Origin of the sequence: Cupriavidus oxalaticus (assembly GCF_004768545.1) — a bacterium.
Taxonomy (GTDB): Bacteria; Pseudomonadota; Gammaproteobacteria; order Burkholderiales; family Burkholderiaceae; genus Cupriavidus; species Cupriavidus oxalaticus_A.
Window position 1 is genome coordinate 829581 of sequence record NZ_CP038635.1, and the last position, 23388, is coordinate 852968.

21 protein-coding genes are annotated in these 23388 nt (G+C 66.8%); 6 read left to right on the plus strand and 15 right to left on the minus strand.

What is annotated here, in order from left to right:
* Positions 1–4: 4 nt before the first annotated feature.
* Positions 5–850, minus strand: a complete 846-nt coding sequence (locus E0W60_RS14635) for a sulfurtransferase (protein ID WP_135704801.1) — start codon at positions 848–850, stop codon at positions 5–7.
* 216 nt (positions 851–1066) lie between these two features.
* Between E0W60_RS14635 and dnaE the strand changes: the two genes are divergently transcribed.
* Positions 1067–4582, plus strand: a complete 3516-nt coding sequence (gene dnaE, locus E0W60_RS14640) for a DNA polymerase III subunit alpha (protein WP_135704802.1) — start codon at positions 1067–1069, stop codon at positions 4580–4582.
* A 19-nt stretch (positions 4583–4601) separates the two neighbouring features.
* Here dnaE and E0W60_RS14645 read toward each other — a convergent pair whose 3' ends face one another.
* Both E0W60_RS14645 and E0W60_RS14650 read right to left on the minus strand, forming a co-directional pair.
* Positions 4602–5672 (minus strand): glycosyltransferase family 4 protein, encoded by a 1071-nt coding sequence (locus E0W60_RS14645; protein ID WP_135704803.1) that lies wholly within the window; start codon positions 5670–5672, stop codon positions 4602–4604.
* Positions 5673–5699: 27 nt separating this feature from the next.
* The gene (locus tag E0W60_RS14650) at positions 5700–6470 is read right to left on the minus strand and encodes a glycosyltransferase family 2 protein (protein ID WP_133094038.1); all 771 of its coding nucleotides are present in this window, start codon (positions 6468–6470) and stop codon (positions 5700–5702) included.
* A 211-nt stretch (positions 6471–6681) separates the two neighbouring features.
* Between E0W60_RS14650 and E0W60_RS14655 the strand changes: the two genes are divergently transcribed.
* The 3 genes from E0W60_RS14655 to msbA all read left to right on the plus strand — a co-directional run bounded on the left by E0W60_RS14655 (position 6682) and on the right by msbA (position 10584).
* Positions 6682–7977 carry an O-antigen ligase family protein gene (locus E0W60_RS14655; RefSeq protein ID WP_240745933.1) on the plus strand — a complete coding sequence of 432 codons (1296 nt, stop codon included), beginning with the start codon at positions 6682–6684 and terminating at the stop codon, positions 7975–7977.
* Positions 7974–8747: a glycosyltransferase family 25 protein gene (locus tag E0W60_RS14660; protein WP_133094040.1), complete on the plus strand. Its 774-nt coding sequence runs from the start codon at positions 7974–7976 to the stop codon at positions 8745–8747. Before E0W60_RS14655 ends, E0W60_RS14660 begins: the two co-directional genes overlap by 4 nt.
* 112 nt (positions 8748–8859) lie before the next feature.
* Positions 8860–10584: a lipid A export permease/ATP-binding protein MsbA gene (gene msbA, locus E0W60_RS14665; RefSeq protein ID WP_205751659.1), complete on the plus strand. Its 1725-nt coding sequence runs from the start codon at positions 8860–8862 to the stop codon at positions 10582–10584.
* 105 nt (positions 10585–10689) lie between these two features.
* On the opposite strand, the gene waaC is transcribed toward msbA, so the two are convergent.
* Complete coding sequence (gene waaC / locus E0W60_RS14670; protein ID WP_133094042.1) at positions 10690–11676, minus strand: lipopolysaccharide heptosyltransferase I; 987 nt, start codon at positions 11674–11676, stop codon at positions 10690–10692.
* Between the two features lie 211 nt (positions 11677–11887).
* Between waaC and E0W60_RS14675 the strand changes: the two genes are divergently transcribed.
* On the plus strand, positions 11888–12478 hold the full coding sequence (locus tag E0W60_RS14675; RefSeq protein ID WP_135704804.1) for a peroxidase-related enzyme: 591 nt from the start codon (positions 11888–11890) through the stop codon (positions 12476–12478).
* A 30-nt stretch (positions 12479–12508) separates the two neighbouring features.
* Here the strand turns inward: E0W60_RS14675 and E0W60_RS14680 are convergent, their stop codons facing one another.
* From E0W60_RS14680 to E0W60_RS14720, 9 genes are all read right to left on the minus strand, one after another.
* The gene (locus E0W60_RS14680) at positions 12509–13021 is read right to left on the minus strand and encodes a hypothetical protein (protein WP_133094044.1); all 513 of its coding nucleotides are present in this window, start codon (positions 13019–13021) and stop codon (positions 12509–12511) included.
* 99 nt (positions 13022–13120) lie between these two features.
* Positions 13121–14587 carry a ribonuclease G gene (gene rng / locus E0W60_RS14685; protein ID WP_133094045.1) on the minus strand — a complete coding sequence of 489 codons (1467 nt, stop codon included), beginning with the start codon at positions 14585–14587 and terminating at the stop codon, positions 13121–13123.
* 89 nt (positions 14588–14676) lie between these two features.
* Positions 14677–15279 carry a Maf family protein gene (locus E0W60_RS14690; protein WP_135704805.1) on the minus strand — a complete coding sequence of 201 codons (603 nt, stop codon included), beginning with the start codon at positions 15277–15279 and terminating at the stop codon, positions 14677–14679.
* Positions 15280–15370: 91 nt separating this feature from the next.
* Positions 15371–15850 carry a 23S rRNA (pseudouridine(1915)-N(3))-methyltransferase RlmH gene (rlmH, locus tag E0W60_RS14695; RefSeq protein WP_133094047.1) on the minus strand — a complete coding sequence of 160 codons (480 nt, stop codon included), beginning with the start codon at positions 15848–15850 and terminating at the stop codon, positions 15371–15373.
* 71 nt (positions 15851–15921) lie between these two features.
* Positions 15922–16695: a ribosome silencing factor gene (gene rsfS / locus E0W60_RS14700; RefSeq protein WP_135704806.1), complete on the minus strand. Its 774-nt coding sequence runs from the start codon at positions 16693–16695 to the stop codon at positions 15922–15924.
* A 62-nt stretch (positions 16696–16757) separates the two neighbouring features.
* The gene (locus E0W60_RS14705; RefSeq protein ID WP_135704807.1) at positions 16758–17483 is read right to left on the minus strand and encodes a nicotinate-nucleotide adenylyltransferase; all 726 of its coding nucleotides are present in this window, start codon (positions 17481–17483) and stop codon (positions 16758–16760) included.
* Between the two features lie 10 nt (positions 17484–17493).
* Positions 17494–18405, minus strand: a complete 912-nt coding sequence (hemF, locus tag E0W60_RS14710) for an oxygen-dependent coproporphyrinogen oxidase (RefSeq protein WP_133094050.1) — start codon at positions 18403–18405, stop codon at positions 17494–17496.
* A 162-nt stretch (positions 18406–18567) separates the two neighbouring features.
* Entirely contained in the window at positions 18568–19836 is a 1269-nt protein-coding gene (purD, locus tag E0W60_RS14715; RefSeq protein ID WP_133094051.1) for a phosphoribosylamine--glycine ligase, read from the minus strand.
* Between the two features lie 88 nt (positions 19837–19924).
* Positions 19925–20650 carry a YebC/PmpR family DNA-binding transcriptional regulator gene (locus E0W60_RS14720; RefSeq protein WP_133094052.1) on the minus strand — a complete coding sequence of 242 codons (726 nt, stop codon included), beginning with the start codon at positions 20648–20650 and terminating at the stop codon, positions 19925–19927.
* A 176-nt stretch (positions 20651–20826) separates the two neighbouring features.
* Between E0W60_RS14720 and E0W60_RS14725 the strand changes: the two genes are divergently transcribed.
* Entirely contained in the window at positions 20827–22353 is a 1527-nt protein-coding gene (locus tag E0W60_RS14725) for a helicase HerA-like C-terminal domain-containing protein (protein ID WP_135704808.1), read from the plus strand.
* Positions 22354–22434: 81 nt separating this feature from the next.
* Here E0W60_RS14725 and E0W60_RS14730 read toward each other — a convergent pair whose 3' ends face one another.
* Both E0W60_RS14730 and upp read right to left on the minus strand, forming a co-directional pair.
* A complete protein-coding gene (locus tag E0W60_RS14730; protein ID WP_133094054.1) occupies positions 22435–22596 on the minus strand; it encodes a DUF3149 domain-containing protein in 162 nt (53 codons plus the stop codon).
* Positions 22597–22732: 136 nt separating this feature from the next.
* Positions 22733–23383: a uracil phosphoribosyltransferase gene (upp, locus tag E0W60_RS14735; RefSeq protein WP_116317432.1), complete on the minus strand. Its 651-nt coding sequence runs from the start codon at positions 23381–23383 to the stop codon at positions 22733–22735.
* Between the last annotated feature and the right edge of the window lie 5 nt (positions 23384–23388).

Below are 23388 nucleotides of genomic sequence, written 5' to 3' on the forward strand. Positions count from 1 at the left end.
TCTGTCAGGCTGCGGCCTGTTTCGTGCCGATGCAGTGCGGGCAGCTCTTGCCGATCACGTAGTGCGGGCTCTGCTGTTCTTCCGGCGTGACCACGGCACGGCAGGCGAAGCACTGCTTGGGTCCGGCGGGCTCCAGGTTCGGGTTTAGCGCGGTGCGGTAGTCGAAGACGAAGCAGTCGCCGCGATAGTGGCTGCCGCCGACTTCCTCGAAATACTTCAGGATGCCACCCTCGAGCTGGTATACGCGCTCGACGCCGACTTCCTGCATGTGGATCGCCGCCTTCTCGCAGCGGATGCCGCCGGTGCAGAACGACACCACGGTCTTGCCTTCCAGCTCTGCCTTGTGCGCGGCGACAGCCTCGGGGAATTCGCTGAACTTGGCGATGTCGTACTCGACCGCATCGGCGAAGGTGCCGACCGCGACCTCGAAGTCATTGCGCGTATCGAGCATCACCACCGGGCGGCCTTCGTCGTCATGCCCCTGGTCCAGCCAGCGCTTCAGGTCCACCGGTCGCACCGACGGCGCGCGGCCGTCTTCGGGGCGGATCAGCGGCATCTTCATGGTGATGATCTCCTTCTTGGCACGCACCAGCATGCGCTTGAAGGGCTGGTTCTCCGACAGGCTTTCCTTGGGCGCGATATCGGCGAAGCGCGCGTCGGCATGCAGCCACACCATGAAGCCGTCGATGGCTTCGCGCGGGCCGGCCAGGAACATGTTGATGCCCTCGGGCGCGAGCAGGATCGTGCCTTTCAGGCCGGCCGCTTCGCAGCGCTCGCGCATGGCCGGGCGCAGGGTCTCGATGTCGTCCAGCGAGACGAACTTGTAAGCGGAAATATTTACGATCTGCATGAGGGACGGCGCCTGCACGGCCGCACCCGGGAGGGCGGGAAGGGCGTTGGCGGCTTGCGATAACTGCCTGATAGGAAAGGCGAAATTATAACGCGAGCGGGCGCTTCTGCCGCTCATTCCCAAGCACCCCGATCAGCTTTGCGCAGCGGCCGGCACGCGTCGCCTGCACGCAATATTGGAGGCCGGCAGGCGGGTCGAGCCGGTACAATGTCGCCCATGTCCGCACCCCGCTTCGTCCACCTCCGCCTGCATTCCGAATACTCCGTCGTGGACGGCATCGTCCGCCTCGACGACGCCGTCAAGGCCGCCGCCGCCGATGGCATGGGCGCGCTCGCCCTGACGGATCTTGCCAACGCCTTCGGGCTGATCCGCTATTACAAGGAAGCGCGCGGCAAGGGCGTGAAGCCGGTGGTCGGGGCCGATGTCTGGCTGACCAATGCCGAAGACCGCGACAAGCCCGCACGCCTGCTGCTGCTAGTGCAGGACCGGCGCGGCTATCTGAACCTGTGCATGCTGCTGTCGCGCGCGTGGCTGGGCAACCAGCACCGTGGCCGCGCCGAGATCGATCCGTCGTGGTTCCTGGAGCCGGGCGAAGACGACATGCCGCTCGCCACCGGCCTGATCGCGCTGTCCGGCGCAATGGGCGGCGATATCGGCATGGCGCTGGCCAACGGCAATGCCGACGGCGCGCGCCGTGCCGCGCAGCACTGGGCATCGGTGTTCGCACAGCGCTTCTATATCGAACTGCAGCGCGCCGGCCATGCCGGCACCGATGCCTACGTGCAGCAGGCCGTGCAACTGGCGGCCGAACTGCAGTTGCCGGTGGTCGCCACGCATCCGGTGCAGTTCATGACGCCGGACGACTACACCGCGCACGAGGCGCGCGTGTGTATCGCCGAGGGCGAGCTGCTGGCCAACCCGCGCCGCACGCGGCGCTTTACCACCGACCAGTACTTCAAGACCCAGGACGAGATGTGCGCGCTGTTCGCGGATATCCCCTCGGCGCTGGAGAACGCGGTCGAGATCGCGCGCCGCTGCAACCTGACGCTGGAACTGGGCAAGCCGCGCCTGCCGCTGTTCCCGACGCCGGACGGCATGTCGCTGGACGACTACCTCGTCTTCATGGCCAAGGACGGCCTCGAGAAGCGCATGGCGGTGCTGTTTCCGGACGAAGCGGTACGCGAAGCGAAGCGCCCGGAATATTACGCACGGCTGGAGTTCGAGACCGGCACCATCATCAAGATGGGCTTTCCCGGCTACTTCCTGATCGTGGCGGACTTTATCAACTGGGCCAAGAACAACGGCGTGCCGGTCGGGCCCGGCCGGGGTTCCGGTGCCGGTTCGCTGGTCGCGTATGCGCTGGGCATTACCGACCTCGATCCGCTCAAGTACGCGCTGCTGTTCGAGCGTTTCCTGAACCCGGAACGGGTATCGATGCCCGACTTCGATATCGACTTCTGCCAGCACGGCCGCGATCGCGTGATCACGTACGTGAAGGAGAAGTACGGCAAGGACGCGGTGTCGCAGATCGCCACCTTCGGCACCATGGCCGCCAAGGCCGCGGTGCGCGACGTGGGCCGCGTGCTCGACCTGGGCTATGGCTTTGTCGACGGCATCGCCAAGCTGATCCCGTTCAAGCCGGGCAAGCTGGTCACCATCGAGGAAGCGAAGAAAGAAGAGCCGCTACTGACCGAGCGCGAGAACAACGAGGAAGAAGTGCGCCAGCTGCTGGAGCTGGCGCAGCGCGTCGAAGGCATGACGCGCAACGTCGGCATGCACGCCGGCGGCGTGCTGATCGCGCCCGGCAGGCTGACCGATTTCTGCCCGCTGTACACGCAGGGCGCGCAGAACGACGGCATGAGCGGCGTCGTCAGCCAGTACGACAAGGACGACGTCGAGGCCGCCGGCCTGGTCAAGTTCGACTTCCTGGGCCTGACCACGCTCACCATCCTGGACTGGGCCGAGCGCTATATCCGCCGCCTCGACCCGAGCAAGGCCGACTGGAACTGCAGCCAGATCCCGCTCGACGACGGCCCCGCCTTCGACATCCTCAAGACCGCCAACACGGTCGCCGTGTTCCAGCTGGAAAGCCGCGGCATGCAGGGCATGCTGAAGGACGCCAAGCCTGACCGCTTCGAGGACATCATCGCGCTGGTGGCGCTCTACCGCCCGGGCCCGATGGACCTGATCCCCAGCTTCTGCGCGCGCAAGCACGGCCGCGAGAAGGTGGAGTATCCCGATCCGCGCGTCGAACCCGTCCTGAAAGAGACCTACGGCATCATGGTCTACCAGGAGCAGGTGATGCAGATGGCGCAGATCATCGGCGGCTACTCGCTTGGCGGCGCCGACCTGCTGCGCCGCGCGATGGGCAAGAAGAAGCCCGAGGAGATGGCGCAGCATCGCGTCATGTTCCGCGAGGGGGCGGACAAGAACGGCCTCAACGCGCAGCAGGCCGACGACATTTTCGACCTGATGGAGAAGTTCGCGGGCTACGGCTTCAACAAGTCGCACGCGGCCGCGTATGCGCTGCTGGCGTACTACACCGCCTGGCTCAAGGCCCACCATCCGGCCGAATTCATGGCAGCCAACATGTCGCTGGCCATGGACGACACCGACAAGGTCAAGATCCTCTACGAGGACTGCAAGCTCAACAAGATCGCGGTGCTGCCGCCTGACGTCAACGCCAGCGAGTACCGCTTCGCGCCGACCGACCCCAAGACCATCCGCTATGGCCTGGGCGGCATCAAGGGCAGCGGGCAGGGCGCGATCGAAGACATCCTGCGCGCGCGCGAAGAGGGCGGGGCGTTCAAGGACCTGTTCGACTTCTGCGAGCGCGTCGACCGCCGCCAGGTCAACCGCCGCACCATGGAAGCGCTGATCCGCGCCGGCGCCTTCGACAGCCTGAACGACAACCGCGCCCAGCTGCTGGCCTCGGTGCCGATCGCCATGGAAGCCGCGGAGCAGAAGGCCGAGTCCGCCAACCAGGTGTCGCTGTTCGACCTGATGGGCGATGCCGGCGAAGCGCACCGCCCCGAACTGCTCGACGAACCGCGCTGGAGCCCCAAGCGCACGCTGCAGGAAGAAAAGCAGGCGCTCGGCTACTACTTCTCCGGCCACCTGTTCGACGCCTATCGCGACGAGGTGCGCCGCTTCAACAAGGGCACGCTGGCCTCGCTGGAAAAGGAAGTGCAGGGCAACGGCGGCGGCTTCGGCCGCGACGTGCGCGGCAAGACCATCGCCGGCGTGATCTCCGGCATCCGCACCCAGATGACCCAGCGCGGCAAGATGCTGATCGTGACGCTGGACGACGGCACCGGCCTGGTCGAGATGACGGTGTTCAACGAGGTCTTCGACGCCAACCGGCAGATGTTCCGCGAGGATGAACTGCTGATCGCCACCGGCAATGCGCGGCACGATACCTTTACCGGCGGCGTGCGCTTTACCGCGGAGTCGGTGATGGACCTGACCGCGGCACGGATCCGCTTTGCGACGGCCGTGCGGCTGGCGATGAACGGCAATTCTTCGACCGGGTTGCTGCGCGAACTGCTGATGCCGCACCTGGCACGCGCCACGGGTGCCCAGGGTCTGCCGGTGCGGATCGGCTACCAGGCCCGGACCGCGTCGTGCGAAGCCGTGCTGGGGCCGGAGTGGCAGGTGGTGCCGTCCGACGAGGCGCTGGGCGCGCTGCGCCAGGCGCTGTCGGCGGAGAGCGTGAATACGGTCTACGAATAACGTCGCAGCGGCGGCGTGCTCAGGCGCGCCGCGCGGCCATTGCCTGCGCCGCCAGCGCCAGCAGGCTATCGACGTGGGTGCCGATGCGCGGATCGTAGTCCAGCATGGTCATCGGCTGCGCCAGCCTCGCCTGGCCGGACTGCGCGGCCTGCACGGCGGCGCGGATGGCCTGGTCGAGCGTATCGGCGCGTTCGCGAGCGAACGCATGGACGGCCTGCGGCCGGATCACTTCCAGGCAGGCGATATTGTCGGCAAACACCAGCGGCGTGCCGCACAGCACGGATTCCACCCCGACCAGCCCGAACGGTTCATAGCCCGATGCCAGGATGGTGAAGTCCGCGGCGCGGTAGAGCGCGTCGATGCGGCTGCTGTAGCCGAGTTCGCGCACGCGCGGGATGGTGCGTCCCACCGGCCGGCCGGCCACCGCAAGCGTGATCGGCAGGCTGGATTTCGAGAAGTAATCGGCCAGCAGGTCGAACCCCTTGCGGGCATGTCCCGACGACGGAAACAGGAACACGACCTCATCGTCGCCAAAACCGAACTCGCGGCGCAGCGACGCGCGCGTGGCGTCGTCGACCGGCGCAAAGCGCTGCGTGTCGACCGGCGGGTAGAGCAAGTGCACCCGGTTTTCCGGGATCCCGTACAACTCGACCACTTCGCGCCGCATCAGCGCCGAGTGCGCCACCACGCAATGCGCGCCGGTGTACTGCGCGCTTTCGAGGTCGATCTGCCAGCGATCGGAGCGGCGCGGCGGCGTGCCGCGCGCGGCCAGGTAGCCGCGATGGGTGCCGCCGCAGATGGCGATGTCGGACCCCCGCACGCGGTTGCAGCCGATCAGCACCGCATCGGCAGGCAGGCGCGCCTGCAGGCGCCAGGAGAAATAGCGGTCGCGCAACTTGCCCGGCAGCCACGACACCACGATCCGCTGCGGCTCGATGCCGGATGCTTCCGCCACGCCGGCATCGAAGCGGCGCGCGTAGACCGACACCTCGGTGCCCGCGCGGCCGGCCATGGCCTGGCTGATGTCGAGCGCATAGCGCTCCAGGCCGCCGCCGGCGCCGAAGCGGTTGCAGGAAATGCCAATTTTCATCGGTGGATGCAAGGAGAGTATGGGGCGTCAGGCGTCACCGCGCACCCGTGCGCTGTCCGCGGCGTGCAGCTGCGCCAGCTTCGCGTACTTGTAGTAGCTGGCCTGCGCATTCATCAGCGCGACGCCAAAGCCCGCGCCGCCGTCAAGGAAGCCACGCTTGAACAGGTAGGTGCGGATGAACGCCCACAGTCCGTGGCCGGCGGCCGACGCCACCGAGCTGCGCTTGCCGCGCGCGTAGGCTTGCTGCGCGCCGGCGCTGGAGTAACTGTCGATCTTGCGCAGCACGTCCGATAACGATCGGTAGCTGTAGTGGATCAGCGGCTCGCGCAGGCGGGTCACAGGATCGTCCACCTTCAGGTGTTCATGGACCAGGTCTTCGGTGAAGCGGCCGCGGCCGTTGCGGAACACGCGCGTGACATAGTCGGGATACCAGCCGGCATGGCGCACGAAGGTGCCGCAGAACGCGGACAGGCGCGGCAGTGCCAGGGCCTGGGCACCAGGCCGGGCGATTTGCTGCAGGATTTCATCGCGCAGCGCAGGCGTGACACGCTCGTCGGCATCCAGGCTGAGAATCCAGTCGCCCCTGGCGGCACTGACCGCGCGGTTCTTTTGCGGGCCGAAGCCCGGCCAGTCCTCGGTCTGGATCACAGTGGCGCCGGCAGCACGCGCAATGGCCACGGTGTCATCCGAGCTGGCCCAATCCACTATAATCGCCTCTTCGCACCAGGACACGCTGTCGAGGCAAGCCCCGATATTGTGAGCTTCATTCCTGGTAATGATGACGGCCGAGACTTTCATGGAATATGGGCGGCACGCCTGTCGGGCAGACCGACAAGCCGCCGGCGCCGCCAACAGCCGAGTGCTGATGGAAGATCGCGTATTCTACCGCACCGGCTCAGTGGTCCCGGCGCCGCCTGGTGGTTGCCGCCAGCCCGCGGGAAATGCCCCGGCGCCGTTTTCTCCAATTGCGAGTTTGATGATAAGAGCACATTTGTCCCGATTCACAGGGATGGAAAAAGTTTTCTCCCTGGTGGCATGTGCCGCACTGATCTCCTTTCCCATCCTGCTGCTCACCTATCCTTCGGCGGCCAATGCTGGTTTCAGCTTCCTGCTGCTGTGGTGCGTAGTCGCGCTGTCCGTGCAGCCCCGCGCCAGCCTGTGCGCCTGGGGGACGATGCTGCGCGAGCATTGGGCGGTGGCGGCGGCGATGGCGGCCTTGCCGGCGGCCTTCCTGCTGCGCCAGGTTGTCAGCGGCGATGGCATGGACCTGCCGTATCTCTACCTGCGCTTCGCCTTGTTCGGGCTGCTGGCCTGGGGCCTCGCACTGCTCGACCGGCGTGCGCTGCAGGCCGTGCAGTGGGGACTGGTGGTGGGTGCGATCGTTTCTGCGGTCTGGATATACGCCGCAACCGCTGGCGGCCGGCCGGACCATGTCGGCGTCAACAACATCATTCCCTTTTCCAACCTGTCTCTGCTGATGGGAATGCTGGCGCTGATTTCGATTGGATGGGACCGGCGCGGCCGGTGGCTTTCGATGGCGCCCAAACTGCTGGCCGGCGCGGCCGGTGTCTATACGTCGTATGCCAGTGCGACACGTGGCGGCTGGCTCGCCATCCCGGTGCTGCTGCTGATCGCGATCACCGTCATGCGCAAATGGACGATCCGCGCCCGTGCCGCTTTGCTCGCGGTCCTGGTGGGAGGCATGGCGGTGGCCGGATACTGCAGCGATATCGTCAGGAAGCGTGTGGGCGAAGCGGTCGCCAATCTCAATGCCGCGGTCTCGTCACCGGGCATCGATGCGGCGGTAGTAACGCAGCGAGGGCTGGATACGTCGGAGGGCTGGCGCCTGCAACTGTGGAAGGCCTCGCTGCGCATGCTGGAAACGCATCCGATGACAGGCGTGGGGCCAGACGGGTTTGCGGCCAACCTCAAGGCCATGGCAGCAAGCGGATTTATCACGCCCGCAACCACCCAGTTCGCGCACTCGCACAATGACGTGCTGTACATCGCGGCAACGCAGGGGATTCCCGGGGTGCTTGCGGTACTTGCGCTATACCTGGTGCCGGCAGGCTTTTTCCTGCGCCATCTGCGCAGCCGTGACATGGTCACGCGCACCGCTGCCACCATGGGGCTGGCCATCAGCATCGGCTTCCTGCTGTTCGGACTGACCGAAGCGATGTTCTTCATCGCCATGACCAATGCCTTCTACACGCTGATGATCGCGACGTGCTTCGCCATCGTGGTCGCACAGCGCAAGGCGCCGGAGCTGCCGGCGCGGCCGGACGCACAGGCGGTGGCGGCATGATCGGCGCCTACGTCATCAACCTGGCGAGCGCGGGCTCGCGCCGGCAACGCATCTCCGCGCAGCTCGAACGCCTCGGCGTCCCGTTCCAGGTCTTCGCTGCCGTGGACGGGCGCGCGCTTCCCGAACACGACGTGGCGAGACGTTATGATGCGGCCGCCGCCGCGGTGCGGTACCGGCCCATGAGCCGCGGCGAAGTCGGGTGCGCGCTGAGCCACCTCGGCGTCTGTCGCCAGATGCTGGAAGACGACGCGGCGTTTGCGCTGGTGCTGGAGGACGACGCCTTGCTTGGCGATGACCTGCCGGCGGTGCTCGCTGACCTGGAGGCCCGTCTGGACCCGGACCGCGCGGAAGTGGTGCTGCTGTCCCACGTCGACAAGTACACCCGCTGGGGCACGCGACCCCTTGGCCACGGGCGCAAGCTGGTGCGGCGCTACGGCGAATGGTGGCGGGCGCATGGCTACGTGGTGACGCGGGCCGCGGCCGAGCGCATGCTGGCGGGGCTCCAGCCGGTCTGGTGTGCTGCCGACTACTGGTCCGCCTTCGAGAAACAGGGCCTGGTCACGGTCCGTGCCGTGGTCCCGTATTGCATCGGGCTGACCGAACTGGCGCAGGATTCCGCGCTGGAAGGCCATCGTGCCGATCTCGATGCCAGCGACAAGGCGCGGCGCAGCATCGGCTATTATCTGCGCCGCTACGTCTACCAGCGATTCCTGTTCCAGGTCTTCGTCCGGCCCTTCCTGCGCGTAGCGCGGCAGAAGCGGGCGGGATAGAGGAGCCGCCGGGCCAGGTGCCATCAAGCCCTGCCGCCGCACCCATACAGAAAGACATTCAGTGACCACATCCAAACCGCCCATCTCGCCCGGCTCCACCGTGCCCTCCAGCATGTCCAGCCGGCTCTGGTCTTACCTGCGCCCCGAGTTGCGCGTTTTTGTCGGCGCCATCATAGCCATGGCGGTGGTTGCGGCCAGCGAAGGGGTGATCCCCAAGGTCGTCAACGACCTGCTCGACAAGGGTTTCGGTGGCGACTACGCCGGCACGCTGTGGCATGTGCCTGCCATCCTGACCGGCGTGGCGCTGATCCGGGGTGTTGCGCAGTTCGCTTCCGGCTATCTGCTGAACCTGATCTCGAACCGCGTGCTGCTGAAGATGCGCATGCAGATGTTCGAGCGCCTGCTGCATGCGCCGGCGGGGTTCTTCCACCGCAACACGGCGGCATCGCTGATCAATGCGGTGATTTTCGAGGTCAACCAGGTGCTGCAGATCCTGACCAGCGTGTTCATCACGCTGGTGCGCGATTCGCTGACGGTCGTGGCGCTGCTGATCTACCTCTTCTACACCAACTGGCGCCTGACGCTGATCGTGGCGGTGATCCTGCCGGTGATCGGCTACCTGATGTCCAAGATCAACCGCCGGCTGCGCAAGCTCAACCGCGACCACCAGACCTACACCAACAACGCCGCCTACGTGGTGGAAGAGGCGGTTGGGGGCTACAAGGTCGTCAAGCTGCACGGCGGCGAGCAGTACGAGCTGTCGCGCTTCCGCATGGTCGCGGAGCGGCTGAAGAATTACTCGATGCGCATGGCGGTGGCTGGCGGCCTGAACCAGCCGGTCACGGCGTTCCTGGCCGCGCTGGCATTGTCGGTGGTCATTACCATCGCAATGGTGCAGGCGCAGGCCAACCAGACCACGGTCGGCGGCTTCACCGGTTTTGTGATGGCAATGCTGCTGCTGATTTCGCCGCTGAAGCACCTGACCGACATCAACCAGCCGCTGACGCGCGGTATTACCGCCGCCGAGATGATCTTCCGGCTGATCGACGAGCCGATCGAGCCGCAGGACGGTGGCAAGGCCATCGGCCGCGCGCGCGGCGAACTGGACTTCGAGGGCGTCGGCTTCCGCTATGGCGAGGCACAGCGGCCTGCGCTGCAGCAGATCGACCTGCGCGTGAGCCCGGGCGAGGTGGTGGCGCTGGTGGGGCCGTCGGGCAGCGGCAAGACCACGCTGGTCAACCTGGTGCCGCGCTTCTTCGACCCGACCGAAGGGCGAATCCTGCTGGACGGCGCGCCGCTGGGCGAGCTGGCCTTGAAGGACCTGCGCAACCAGATCGCCTTTGTCAGCCAGGACGTGGTGCTGTTCAACGATACGGTCGCCGCCAACGTGGCGTATGGCGCGCATGGCGAGACCGAGATCGACATGGCGCGCGTGGAGCGTGCGCTGGCGGCGGCGTACCTGACCGAGACCGTCAAGGGCCTGCCTGAGGGGCTGGATACCAATATCGGCGACAACGGCATGAAGCTATCCGGTGGCCAGCGCCAGCGCCTGGCAATCGCCCGTGCGCTGTACAAGGACGCGCCGATCCTGATCCTGGACGAGGCCACCTCCGCGCTGGATTCGGAATCGGAGCGCCAGGTGCAGGCGGCGCTGGAAGAGCTGATGAAGGGCCGGACCACGCTGGTGATCGCGCACCGGCTGTCGACCATCGAGAATGCCGATCGTATCGCCGTGCTCGACCATGGGCGCGTCGCGGAGCAGGGCACCCACGCCGAACTGCTGGCGGCCAACGGCCTCTACGCCGGCCTGCACCGGATCCAGTTCGCGACCCAGTAAAGGTCGGCGGCGCGGCAGGGCGCTCCTGCCGCGGCCATGACGAAAAAAGGGCCGGCACGTCGGATATCGTGCCGGCCTCTTTTTTGGGTTTGCGGTTGAAGCCGCTCAGTTGGGCGAAGCCACCGGCGGCTGCTGTGCCATCACTTCGTCGATGGCGGCGAGCACCTGCTCGCGCGTCGGCACCACGCCATGCCCGCCCATCGAGACCGCGCGGCCCGGCGTGTTGACGCCATACAGTTCGCGCGAGGTCGTCGTGAAAAGCAGCACGGTCGGGCGGCGCATCGCATCGGCGATATGCACGAAGCCCGTGTCCATGCCCACCACCAGCGACGACTTGCCCACCACCTGCGCCAGCCCGGTGATGCTCAGGCGCGGCATCACTTCCGCACCGGGCACGCTTGCCGCGATCGTCTCGGCTTCCTTGCGTTCGGCATCGTTGCCCCAAGGCACCAGTACGCGCAGGCCGCGCGCGGAGATCGCGCTGCCCACGGCAATCCAGTCAGCGATCGGCCACTTCTTCTCTTCGCTGGATGTGGCGTGGAACAGCATCGCATACGGGCCCTTCGCCGCGGGGGCGGGCGTGTCCCCGGACATTTCGAGGCCGTAGTGCATTTCCTTGGTGAGTTCATAGCCGAACGCGCGGCTGACCGCGCGGCGCATGCGCTGCCTGGCGCAATCCTCTTCGAGCACGGGCTGGAACACATGGTTATAGCCGAAGCGCGCACCGCTTTCGCCCAGTTCCGCCACCGGATAGCCCCAGCGGTGCCGTGTGCGCGCCAGCCGAGTCACGATCGCGCTCTTGTACACGCCATGGACGTCCAGCACCGCATCGTACTTCTCGCGCCGCAATTCGCGCAGTGCGCGGAAGATCTCCCGCAGCCCGGCCCAGCTGCGTGCCTTCTTGAAGCTGCGCAGCGGCGCGGCGATGACACGCTCGATATTTGGGTTCCAGCGCGGCACGTCGGCGCAGTAGGAGTCCGCGATCCAGTCAATCTTCACGCCGGGGAATGCGCGCTGCAGGTCGGCGACCAGCGGCAGCGTGAATACCATGTCGCCCAGCGAGGTCAGCTTGACGATGAGAATACGTTTCATCGGGAAGGGTTGGCGCATGCGGCCAGGGGCGCTCGCCTTGTTCAGGAAGGGACGTAGTATGCCTTATCCCGCAGGCATCTGGTTTTGCGATGCATGAGCAACATGGTGCACGGCCTTGTCCCGGCGATCCGGTAGACTTTGAAGCAGTACCCGGCAATAACCATCAGGGCCGACAAGGTCGACGAGAACATATCGCCAACAGGAGACAACCATGCCCGCCACAGCCTTCCCCATCAGCCGCTACCCTGTCCCCGCGCTCAAGGACCTCCCCGACGACATCCGCACCCGCATCCTGGAAGTCCAGGACAAGGCCGGCTTTGTCCCTAATGTCTTCCTGGCGCTGGCGCATCGCCCCGACGAATTCCGTGCCTTCTTCGCCTACCACGACGCGTTGATGCTCAAGGAGGGCGGCCTGACCAAGGGCGAGCGCGAGATGATCGTGGTGGCGACTTCCGGCGCCAACCAGTGCCTGTATTGCGTGGTGGCGCATGGCGCGATCCTGCGCATCTACGAGAAGAAGCCGCTGGTAGCGGACCAGGTTGCGGTGAACTACCTGAAGGCCGATATTCCCCCGCGCCAGCGGGCCATGCTCGACTTTGCGATGAAGGTGTGTGAGGCGTCGCATGACGTCGGCGACGCGGATTTTGCCGCGCTGCGCGAGCATGGGTTCTCCGACGAAGACGCGTGGGATATCGCCGCGATCACCGCGTTCTTCGGGCTGTCGAACCGGATGGCCAACACCATCAGCATGCGCCCGAACGACGAGTTCTACCTGATGGGCCGCGTGCCCAAGGCGAAGTAGAGCCAGCGAGAGCCGGCGCGCCGGGGAGGCTCAGCGCACCTCGGCGCAATTTCCGCTCTTGGGGTCGAACAGCACTGGCCAGGCCTGCTCGTAGATGCCCGGCGTGCAGTATTTCTCGCAGCGGTTATGCGCCAGCGTCACGCGGCGCGGGTCCTGCCACACCAGCAGCTTGCACTGGCTGCCGTCGATGGCCTGCAGTTCGATGTGCGGCGTCGTGCGTACCTGGCGGAACTGGATCAGGTTGAACTCGCAGCTGCCGCGCCGCGATACCCACAGTTTCCATTTCAACGCTTCCACCTTGTTGGCGGTGACGTCCATCAGCGCGTCCTCGCGGAAGCCGTCTTCCTCGGTGCGCTTGCATGCGCCGGCGATGGTAATGGTTTTGGGGGCGATCGGGGCCGCGCGTGCCTTCGGTGGCGGCGCTTCGGCAACCGGTGCGGCGGGGGGCGGTGGGGGCGGCCGGCGCTGCGCGATCGGCAGCGGCACGCAGGCGGAGCACACCAGGACGGCCAGCAGGCAGGCCCCATGTTTCGTGGCGTTCATGCTGGACTCCTTCTCGCAACCCTCGACCTTCGCTTAGTTATAGCGGATCGAAGACGAATTAGGAGTAGGACCATCCCGCAGCATGGCGTCAGGCAATGACTACATCAGGATGATGTCGTACTGCTCCTGGTGGAAGGTCGATTCGACCTGCAGGGAGATCGGCTTGCCGATGAAATCGCCGAGCATCGCCAGGTGCTGGCTTTCTTCTTCCAGGAACAGGTCGATGACTTCCTGCGAGGCCAGGATGCGGAATTCGCGCGGATTGAACTGGCGCGACTCGCGCATGATCTCGCGCAGGATGTCGTAGCACGCCGTGCGCGGCGTCTTGACCTGGCCCTTGCCGTGGCACACCGGGCATTGCTCGCACAGCACGTGCGCCAGCGATTCGCGCGTGCGCTTGCGCGTCATCTCTACGAGCCCGAGCTGCGAGAAGTTGTTGACGGTAATGCGGGTTCGGTCGCGCGACAGCGCGCGCTTGAGTTCGGACAGCACCGCTTCGCGGTGTTCGGCATTCTCCATATCGATGAAATCGATGATGATGATGCCGCCGAGGTTGCGCAGCCGCAGTTGCCGCGCGATGGTGTGGGCCGCCTCCAGGTTGGTCTTGAAGATCGTGTCGTCGAAATTGCGCGCGCCGACATAACCGCCGGTGTTGACGTCGATCGTCGTCATCGCCTCGGTCTGGTCGATCATCAGGTAGCCGCCCGACTTCAGGTCGACCCGGCGCGACAGCGCCTTCTCGATCTCGGCATCGATATTGAACAGGTCGAAGATTGGCCGCTCGCCGGTGTAGTGCGACAGCCGCGACAGCACCGCCGGCGTGTACTCCTTGGCGAACTCCACCAGCATCTGGTAGTTCTCGCGCGAATCGATCTGGATCACGCCGGTGGCGTCGTTGATGAAGTCGCGCAGCACGCGCTGGGCCAGGTTCAGGTCCTGGTAGAGCAGCGCCGGCGCTGGCAGCGTGGTGGCGTTCTGGCGGATCGTGCCCCAGATCTTGCGCAGGTAGGCGATGTCGTTGCCGAGTTCCTCGTCGGTCGCTTCTTCGGCGATGGTGCGCACGATAAAGCCGCCACGCTCGTCGGCCGGCACCAGGCCCTGCACGCGGCTGCGCAGCGCTTCACGGTCCACTTCGCCCTCGATGCGCTGCGAGATGCCGATATGCGGATCCTGCGGCAGGTACACCAGCGTGCGCCCGGCGATGCTCACCTGCGTGGACAGGCGCGCGCCCTTGGTGCCGATCGGGTCCTTGATCACCTGCACCATCAGCGCCTGGCCTTCGAACAGGGTCTTCTCGATCGCCAGTTGCGGGGTGCCGCCGTTGCGGTCGTTGTCGCGCGGGTGCCAGATATCGGCCACGTGCAGGAACGCGGCGCGCTCCAGGCCGATGTCGATGAAGGCCGACTGCATGCCGGGCAGCACGCGCACCACCTTGCCCAGGTAAATATTACCCACCAGCCCGCGCGTGAGCGTGCGTTCGACGTGCAGTTCCTGGACGGCAGCCTGCTGCACGATGGCAACGCGCGTCTCCTGGGGCGTGATGTTGACGAGGATGTCTTCAGTCATAGCGGTGAAACGCGGTCGCCGGTGGCCCGGCGGTATTGGGGTTGCCCGGCGCGGCCGGGTCTTGTCCTGGGCGGCGGCGTGGCCGCGGCTCAGAACTGCAGGCGGGCCTGGCGAAGTAACGCCGCCGTCTCAAACAAGGGCAAGCCCATGATACCTGAATAGCTGCCCGCGATCCGCTCGACGAACTCGGCCGCGCGGCCCTGGATCCCGTACGCGCCGGCCTTGCCGAGCGGCTCGCCGCTGGCGACGTAGCGCGCGATCTCGTCGGGCCGCATCGGGCGGAAGGTCACTTCGGAGACCGACAGCGCGTGGTGCATGCCCAGGGTGGAAACCACCGTGACCGCAGTGAGCACGCGGTGCGTGCTACCGGCCAGCGCGGCCAGCATGGCGTGCGCATCGGCGGCGTCCCCGGGTTTGCCGAGGATGCGGCCGCCCAGGCAGACGGTGGTGTCGGAGGTCAGCACCGGCGCGTCGGGCAGGGCCCGGCGCTCGCGGCGGCGCAGCGCGGCTTCGGCCTTCAGCGCGCAGACGCGCTGCACGTAGTCGTCGGGCGTTTCGCCGGGCAGGACGGCTTCCAGCGCTTCGGCGTCCTCGTCGTCATCGGCAAGGAGCAACTCGTAGCGCGCGCCCAGCTGGGTCAGCAGTTCGCGGCGGCGCGGGCTTTGGGAGGCGAGGTAGAGGTAGTCGTGCATCGCGGCAGGCGGGGCAGGCGGGAGTATGGACCTGCCGGCGGCGGGCCGGCAGTGGCGTGAATTGTAACGCCCGCGGCGGCGCGGTTCCGTGTCAGGCGCGGTGGTAGGGGTGGTTCTGCGTGACCGACCAGGCCCGGTACAACTGCTCGGCCAGCAGCACCCTCACCATGCCGTGCGGCAGCGTCAGGCTGGACAGGCGGATCAGCGTACTGGCGCGCGCCTTCAGCGCCGGGTCGAGCCCGTCGGCGCCGCCGATCAGGAAGGCGACATCGCCGCCCTCGCGCTGCCAGTCGGTCAGCTGCGCAGCCAGTTGCACGGTGGTGAAGTCGCGGCCGCGTTCGTCCAGCGCGACGATGCGGCACTGCCTGGACAGCGAGCCCAGCACGGCGTCGATGCGCGCGGCTTCGCGCTGCATCACGGTGGTGGCGTTGTTGCTGGACGAGCGGGCCTCCGGCTTGACCTCGCGCAGCTCGATGCGCAGCTCGGGCGGCATGCGCTTGGCATACTCGTTGAAGCCGGTTTCGATCCAGGCGGGCATCTTGTGGCCGACGGCCACGATTACCAGTTGCATGAGGGCGGATTGGCGGCAGTGCGGAGGCCAGTGCAGGCGGCGCGGCCGTCAGGCGGCCGCGCGCCGCGGCATCAGGCCGAGCGGGTGGTGCGCTTGCGCGCGGCCGGCTTGGCCGCCGCGGTCTTGGTGGCGGTCTTGCCTGCCGTCTTGCCAGCGGTCTTGGTCGCCGTCCGGGGTGCAGTCTTGCGTGCCGTGGTGCCAGCGGCGGTCTTGCGCGGCGCGGCGGCGCGGGTGCCGGCGGTCTTGGTGGCTGCCGTCTTGGTGGCTGCCGTCTTGGTCCCAGTCTTGGCGGCAGTCTTGCGCGCCGGCTTGCGCACCGTGGCAATGGCGTCCGGGTCGGTGTCCTCGTGGCCCATCGGCGGCGACGGCTCCTTCATGCCTTCGGGCAGGCGGGCCAGCGCCGGGCGCAGGCTGCTGGCACGGCGCGTGCCGCGCGCGGCCGGGACTTCGTCCTCGTCCTCGTCCATCGGCTCGCTGGCCTTGGCCAGGCTGCGGGCACCGGTGGCCAGCTTCATGCGCACCGGCTTGTCGCCCCAGATTTCTTCCAGGTTGTAGTACAGGCGCAGCTGCGGCTGCAGGATGTGGACCACGGCGTCGCCGCAGTCGACCAGCACCCATTCGCCCGTCTCCAGGCCTTCGACCGCCACGATATGGCCGCCGGCTTCCTTCACCGTATCCCGCACCGACGCTGCCAGCGCCTTGGTCTGGCGGTTGGACGTCCCGCTGGCAATCACCACCCGGTCGAACAGTTCGGTCAGGTGGCTGGTGTCGTACACCTTGATGTCCTGCGCTTTGACATCCTCGAGGCCGTCGACGATGGCGCGTTGCAGTTTACGAATATCCATGGTGTCTTCTTGTTCAGCTGAGATCGGTTGGGTGGTGGGCGCCGGTTGCGGGCAACCGGGGGTCAGGCCCTGGCCGGGGCGTCGCGGTACAGCCCGTGGCTGGCGATGTAGTGTGCCACGCCCGGCGGCAGTTGGTCATCTGCGGGTTGGCCGGCCGCCAGGCGCTGGCGCAGGCGGGTGGAAGACAGGTCGACGGCGAGCGTCTGGTCGATCCACATCCGGCCGGAGGGCGTGCATTGTATCAGGGTCGTGTCGGCCTGGCGCTGCGACAGCGCTTCCAGCACCGGGCCTTCCAGCGCGGCCAGCTCGAAGCGCGGGCGGGTGGCGGTGCACAGGTGGACATGCGCGAACAGTTCCTGCCAGCCGTGCCAGGTGTGCAGGCGCAGCAACTGGTCGGCGCCCATCAGCCAGCACAGCGAGGCCTGCGGGCCGTAGTCGTCGCGCAGCTGGCGCACGGTGTCGATGGTGTAGCTGGGGCCGGCGCGGTCGACTTCCATGCGGCTGACGCGGACTTTGGCGCCGGTGTCGCCCAGGGCGGCGGCGGCCAGTTCAGTCATGGCCAGGCGGTCCGCAGCAGGCGTCACATCAGTGCCCTTCTGCCACGACTGGCCGGTGGGGATCCACACCAGTTCGTCCAGGCCCAGGTGGTCGATGCACAGCCGCGCCAGCGCCAGGTGGCCGACATGGGGCGGGTCGAAGGTGCCGCCGAGGATACCCAGTCGGTAGGGGCGGGCGGGAAGGTCGCCCGCATCGGCGGCGGGCATATGGTTTTGCGCGGGATTGGCCATAGGTCTGCCGTCAGGCCCAGTCGCGTGCCGGCAGGAAGTCGGTGTACAGCGCCGCTTCAGGGCTGCCCGCTTCCGGTTGCCAGTCATAGCGCCAGGTCACCAGCGGCGGCATCGACATCAGAATGGATTCGGCACGTCCGCCCGACTGCAGGCCGAACAGCGTGCCGCGGTCGAACACCAGGTTGAATTCGACATAACGCCCGCGCCGGTAGGCCTGGAAGCCGCGCTCGCGTTCGCCGTAGGGCGTGTCCTTGCGGGCCTGCAGGATGGGCAGGTAGGCGTCGAGGAAGGCGTCGCCGACCGATTGCATCATGGCGAAGCTGCGCTCGAAGCCCAGCGCCGAGAAGTCGTCGAAGAAGATCCCGCCCACACCGCGCGCCTCGTTGCGGTGCTTCAGGAAGAAATACTCGTCGCACCACTGCTTGAAGCGCGGATACAGCTCGTCGCCATATGGCGCAAGCGCCTGCTTGCAGGTGCCGTGGAAATGCGCGCAGTCGCCGGCATTGCCGTAGTAGGGCGTCAGGTCCATGCCGCCGCCGAACCACCAGACCGGCTCGGCGCCGGGCTTGACCGCCAGGAAGCAGCGCACGTTCATGTGGACCGTGGGCACGTAGGGGTTGCGCGGGTGGAACACCAGCGATACGCCCATCGCCTCGAAGCTGCGCCCGGAGAGTTCAGGCCGGTTGGCGCTGGCCGACGGCGGCAGGGTATCGCCGCTGACGTGCGAGAAGCCCACGCCGGCGCGCTCCATCACCGCGCCGCCTTCCAGGATGCGGGTGCGGCCACTGCCGCGCAGGCGTTCGGTGGGCGGCTTCTCCCAGGCGTCGGTCAGGAACGGCTGGCCGTCGATGGCGCCGATGGCGTCGGTGATGCGGTCTTGCAGGCCGAGCAGATAGGCACGGACTGCCTGGGAATCGATCATGGTGGGCGGAAAACGAATGGACCGGATGGACCGGGCTGATGGCATTCCGGCAGCCCTGGGGCTGCCGGCTGCGTCACAGCGTTGTCACGATTGTACCGGCTGGGGCGGCCAGGTGGTCGCCAGAGCCCGCTGAGGCCGCGCCGGCGGCCAGCCGGTGGCCAATCAGCGCTTGATGGCGCGATAACCGATATCGGTCCGGTACTGCATGCCGTCGAACCGGATCTGCTCGACCGCGGCATAGGCGGCGCGCTGCGCGGCCTTGACGGTGTCGGCCAGCCCGACCACGCACAGCACGCGCCCGCCCGAGGTCAGCAGGGTGCCGTCCTTGAGCGTGGTGCCGGCGTGGAAGGTCACGCTGTCGTCGGTTTCGGCCGGGATGCCGGTGATGACATCGCCTTTGCGCGGACTGTCCGGGTAGTTGTAGGCGGCCATCACCACGCCCAGCGCGGTGCGGCGGTCCCAGTCCAGCTCGATCGCGTCGAGCTTGCCGTCGACGGCGTGCTCCATCACGTCGACCAGGTCGGTCTTCAGGCGCGCCAGGATCGGCTGGGTTTCCGGGTCGCCCATGCGGCAGTTGAATTCCAGTGTCTTCAGGTTGCCGTCCTTGTCGATCATCAGGCCGGCGTACAGGAAGCCGGTGTAGGGGATGCCGTCCTTCTCCATGCCGCGCACGGTCGGCAGGATGATCTCGCGCAGCGCGCGCGCGTGCAGCGCGGGCGTGACCACCGGGGCGGGGGAGTAGGCGCCCATGCCGCCGGTGTTGGGGCCGGCGTCGGCGTCCAGCAGGCGCTTGTGATCCTGGCTGGTGGCCAGCGCCAGAACGTTCTTGCCGTCGACCAGCACGATGAAGCTGGCTTCCTCGCCCTCCAGGAATTCCTCGATCACCACGCGCGCGCCGGCGTCGCCCAGCTTGTTGTCGGCCAGCATCATATCGACCGCGGTGTGGGCCTCTTCCAGCGACATCGCCACCACCACGCCCTTGCCCGCGGCCAGGCCATCGGCCTTGATCACGATCGGTGCGCCCTGCGCGTCGATATAGGCATGCGCCTGTGCGGCGTCGGAGAAGGTCTGGTAGGCGGCGGTCGGGATGCCATGGCGCTGCATGAACGCCTTGGCGAAGTCCTTGGACGATTCCAGCTGCGCGGCCGCCTTGCTCGGCCCGAAGATGCGCAGGCCCTTGGCACGGAAGATATCGACGATGCCGGCCGCCAGCGGTGCCTCCGGCCCGACCACGGTAAAGGCCACGCCTTCGCGCTCGGCAAAGGCGGCGATGACCTCCGGATCCGTCAGCGGAACGTTCTGCAGGCGCTTGTCGAGCGCGGTCCCGCCGTTGCCCGGCGCCACGTACACCACCTGTACCCTGGGGGATTGGGCCAATTTCCAGGCCAGCGCGTGTTCACGTCCACCCGAGCCGACAACCAATACTTTCATGATCCACTGCCAGAAAAGAAACAGATACTAAAAGGCGGCGGCCTGGTCTGAGTCCGGGCCGCCGCCATGGGGGGCTTGTTGCTTCAGCTTAGTCTTCGATCACCGCGTTGGTGAAGACTTCCTGCACGTCGTCGAGGTTTTCCAGGGCGTCGAGCAGCTTCTGCATTTTGGCCGCGTCGTCGCCGGCGAAGCTGATTTCGTTCTGCGGCTTCATTACCACGTCGGCGACTTCGGCCTTGAAGCCGGCGGCTTCAAGCGCGGCCTTGACCGCCGGGAAATCGTTGGGCGGGCAGGTCACTTCGATCGAACCGTCGTCATTGGTGACGACGTCGTCGGCGCCGGCTTCCAGCGCGGCGTCCATCAGCTTGTCTTCCGGCGTGCCGGGCGCGAACAGGAACTGGCCGCAGTGCGTGAACATGAATGCCACCGAGCCTTCGGTGCCCATGTTGCCGCCATGCTTGGAGAACGCGTGGCGCACTTCGGCCACGGTACGGGTGCGATTGTCGGTCAGGCAGTCGACGATGATGGCCGCGCCGGCCAGGCCGTAGCCTTCGTAGCGGATCTCTTCGTAGTTGGCGCCTTCCAGGCCGCCCACGCCGCGCTGGATCGCGCGCTGGATGTTGTCCTTGGGCATGTTCGCGTCCATGGCCTTGTCGATCGACAGGCGCAGGCGCGGGTTGGTGTCGGCATCGCCGCCGCCGAGCTTGGCGGCAACGGTGATTTCCTTGATCAGGCGGGTCCAGATCTTGCCGCGCTTGGCGTCAGCTGCGGCTTTCTTGTGTTTGATATTGGCCCATTTCGAGTGACCGGCCATGATGCTCTCCGAGGCGGAAAAGGTGTTATGCGGTGATGGAATGCGGGATGCCAGGCGCGGGCGCCAGGTGACGGATATGCCTGGCGGCTGGCTATAATCAGCCCAGGATTTTATCACGCGGGCCTGCCCGCGCCGCTGCCGCGGCGAGTCCCGCGGCACTTGCTACCAGGAAGACCATGGCCGACCCCATCCTTATCGGCAAGAACGCCGAACACGAGCTGGTGCTGCTGCCGCAGATGGGCAACCGCCACGGCCTGATCACCGGCGCCACCGGCACCGGCAAAACCGTCACGCTGCAGACGCTGGCGCAGGGCTTTTCGCGCCTGGGCGTGCCGGTGTTCATGGCCGACGTCAAAGGTGACCTGACCGGCATTTCGCAATCCGGCCAGTTGTCCGACAAGCTCAAGCAGCGCCTGGCCGACCTGGGGCTGCCGGAGCCGGCCTGGGGCGGATGCCCGACAACGTTGTGGGACGTGTTCGGCCAGAAGGGCCACCCGGTGCGCGCCACGGTCTCGCACATGGGCCCGCTGCTGCTGTCGCGGATGCTTGAGCTCAACGACACCCAGCAGGGCGTGCTCAACCTGGTGTTCCGCATCGCCGATGCCAACGGCCTGCTGCTGCTCGACGCCAAGGACCTGCGCGCAATGCTGCAGTACGTGGGCGACAACGCCTCGCAGTTCACGACCGAGTACGGCAATATCTCCGCCGCCTCGATCGGGGCGATCCAGCGCGGGCTGCTGGCGCTGGAGTCGCAGGGCGGCGATGTCTTCTTTGGCGAGCCGATGCTGAACCTGGAAGACTTCATCCAGACCGAGAAGGGCCAGGGCGTGGTCAGTATCCTGGCGGCGGACAAGCTGATGAACTCGCCGCGGCTGTATGCGACCTTCCTGCTGTGGATGCTGTCCGAGCTGTTCGAGAAGCTGCCCGAGGCCGGCGACCTCGACAAGCCCAAGCTGGTGTTCTTCTTCGACGAGGCCCACCTGCTGTTCAACGACGCGCCCAAGGCGCTGCTCGACAAGATCGAGCAGGTGGTGCGGCTGATCCGCTCCAAGGGCGTGGGCGTGTATTTCGTCACGCAGAATCCGGTCGACATCCCCGACACGGTGCTCGGCCAGCTGGGCAACCGCGTGCAGCACGCGCTGCGCGCGTTCACGCCGCGCGACCAGAAGGCGGTCAAGGTGGCGGCCACCACCATGCGCGCCAACCCGAAGCTGGACCTGGAAACCGCGATCGGCGAACTGGGCGTGGGCGAGGCGCTGGTGTCGTTCCTGGATGCCAAGGGCACGCCGTGCGTGACCGAGCGCGCATGGGTGCTGCCGCCGGGTAGCCGCATCGGCCCGGCGACCGACGAGGAGCGCAGGCAACTGATCGCGAATTCGCTGGTCGCGGGGACCTATGAAGCGGCCGTGGATCGCGAATCGGCTTACGAAAAGCTGCGTGGCGGCGTGCCGACGGTGGCCAATGGCAAGGGCAAGCCGTCGGACGCCAAACCTGAAGCCAAGCCGGAAGCGGAACAGGACAGCGGCTGGCTTGGCACTGCCGGCGATATCTTCGGCACGCTGACCAAGGGCACCGGCAAGAGCGGGCGCGGCGATTCGATCCTGGAGTCGATGGCAAAGTCGGCCGCGCGCACGGTGGGTTCGCAGGTGGGCCGCGAGCTGATTCGTGGCGTGCTGGGCAGCTTGCTAGGGAAGAGGAAGTAGTTGAACCCTTGAAAAGCCGCTGGTTTGCTCATCTCTCCCGCTCGCGGGGTAGGGGAGCAAACGATCAGCTCGCAGGACGCGCTATTGCCGCTGTCCGGCCTGCGCCTTCGCGGCCGCCGCATCCTCGCGCATCTTGCGCGCGAACATCCGGGCGAAGAACCAGCCCATGCCGATGATGAAAACGATCACGCCCAGGCTCATCAGGCCGGTGCTGGTGCTGAAGAGAATCTTGATGGCTTCCATGGTTGGCTCCCTCGGGTTGGCGGCATGTGCCGGCGGAAGAACCGCCAGCGGGTGTCGCCAGCGGGTGTCGCCAGTTTAGGGAGCCAGGCGGCGCGGGCTATTGAGGCTGGTCAAGCCCGCGCCGCGCCGGCACGCGTCAGTTCTTGGTGCCGAACAGCCGGTCGCCCGCGTCGCCGAGGCCCGGCACGATGTACGCATCCGCATCCAGGTGGCTGTCCAGCGAGGCCACGAACAGCTTCACGCCCGGATGCGCCTTCTGGAACACCTCCACGCCTTCCGGCGCCGCCACCAGCGCGACGAAGGTGATGGCCTCGTCCTTGACGCCGCGGCGCTTGAGCACTTCCACCGCATGCACGGCCGAGTAGCCGGTCGCCACCATCGGATCGCACAGGATAAAGCTGCGGTCTTCCAGGTCTGGCAGCCGCACCAGGTATTCGACCGGGCGGTGCTGCTCGTCGCGGTACACGCCGATATGGCCGATGCGCGCCGACGGGATCAGCTCGACCAGTCCATCGCTCATGCCCACGCCGGCGCGCAGCACCGGCACGATGGTCAGCTTCTTGCCGGCGATCACCGGGGCATCCAGCTCCACCAGCGGCGTGTCGATGCGGCGCGTGGTCAGCGGCAGGTTGCGCGTGATCTCATAGCCCATCAGCAGCGTGATCTCGCGCAGCAGCTCGCGGAAGGTGCGCGTGGACGTTTCCTTGTCGCGCATGTGCGAGAGCTTGTGCTGGATCAGCGGGTGGTCGAGGATAAACAGGTTGGGAAAGCGCGGATCTTGTTTCATGGCTG

Excerpts from the sequence above, each read along its gene's own strand:
- E0W60_RS14635 (WP_135704801.1), bottom strand. The coding sequence starts at position 850 with ATGCAGATCGTAAATATTTCCGCTTACAAGTTCGTCTCGCTGGACGAC.
- dnaE (WP_135704802.1), top strand. The coding sequence starts at position 1,067 with ATGTCCGCACCCCGCTTCGTCCACCTCCGCCTGCATTCCGAATACTCC.
- E0W60_RS14645 (WP_135704803.1), bottom strand. The coding sequence starts at position 5,672 with ATGAAAATTGGCATTTCCTGCAACCGCTTCGGCGCCGGCGGCGGCCTG.
- E0W60_RS14650 (WP_133094038.1), bottom strand. The coding sequence starts at position 6,470 with ATGAAAGTCTCGGCCGTCATCATTACCAGGAATGAAGCTCACAATATC.
- E0W60_RS14655 (WP_240745933.1), top strand. The coding sequence starts at position 6,682 with ATGGAAAAAGTTTTCTCCCTGGTGGCATGTGCCGCACTGATCTCCTTT.
- E0W60_RS14660 (WP_133094040.1), top strand. The coding sequence starts at position 7,974 with ATGATCGGCGCCTACGTCATCAACCTGGCGAGCGCGGGCTCGCGCCGG.
- msbA (WP_205751659.1), top strand. The coding sequence starts at position 8,860 with ATGTCCAGCCGGCTCTGGTCTTACCTGCGCCCCGAGTTGCGCGTTTTT.
- waaC (WP_133094042.1), bottom strand. The coding sequence starts at position 11,676 with ATGAAACGTATTCTCATCGTCAAGCTGACCTCGCTGGGCGACATGGTA.
- E0W60_RS14675 (WP_135704804.1), top strand. The coding sequence starts at position 11,888 with ATGCCCGCCACAGCCTTCCCCATCAGCCGCTACCCTGTCCCCGCGCTC.
- E0W60_RS14680 (WP_133094044.1), bottom strand. The coding sequence starts at position 13,021 with ATGAACGCCACGAAACATGGGGCCTGCCTGCTGGCCGTCCTGGTGTGC.
- rng (WP_133094045.1), bottom strand. The coding sequence starts at position 14,587 with ATGACTGAAGACATCCTCGTCAACATCACGCCCCAGGAGACGCGCGTT.
- E0W60_RS14690 (WP_135704805.1), bottom strand. The coding sequence starts at position 15,279 with ATGCACGACTACCTCTACCTCGCCTCCCAAAGCCCGCGCCGCCGCGAA.
- rlmH (WP_133094047.1), bottom strand. The coding sequence starts at position 15,850 with ATGCAACTGGTAATCGTGGCCGTCGGCCACAAGATGCCCGCCTGGATC.
- rsfS (WP_135704806.1), bottom strand. The coding sequence starts at position 16,695 with ATGGATATTCGTAAACTGCAACGCGCCATCGTCGACGGCCTCGAGGAT.
- E0W60_RS14705 (WP_135704807.1), bottom strand. The coding sequence starts at position 17,483 with ATGGCCAATCCCGCGCAAAACCATATGCCCGCCGCCGATGCGGGCGAC.
- hemF (WP_133094050.1), bottom strand. The coding sequence starts at position 18,405 with ATGATCGATTCCCAGGCAGTCCGTGCCTATCTGCTCGGCCTGCAAGAC.
- purD (WP_133094051.1), bottom strand. The coding sequence starts at position 19,836 with ATGAAAGTATTGGTTGTCGGCTCGGGTGGACGTGAACACGCGCTGGCC.
- E0W60_RS14720 (WP_133094052.1), bottom strand. The coding sequence starts at position 20,650 with ATGGCCGGTCACTCGAAATGGGCCAATATCAAACACAAGAAAGCCGCA.
- E0W60_RS14725 (WP_135704808.1), top strand. The coding sequence starts at position 20,827 with ATGGCCGACCCCATCCTTATCGGCAAGAACGCCGAACACGAGCTGGTG.
- E0W60_RS14730 (WP_133094054.1), bottom strand. The coding sequence starts at position 22,596 with ATGGAAGCCATCAAGATTCTCTTCAGCACCAGCACCGGCCTGATGAGC.
- upp (WP_116317432.1), bottom strand. The coding sequence starts at position 23,383 with ATGAAACAAGATCCGCGCTTTCCCAACCTGTTTATCCTCGACCACCCG.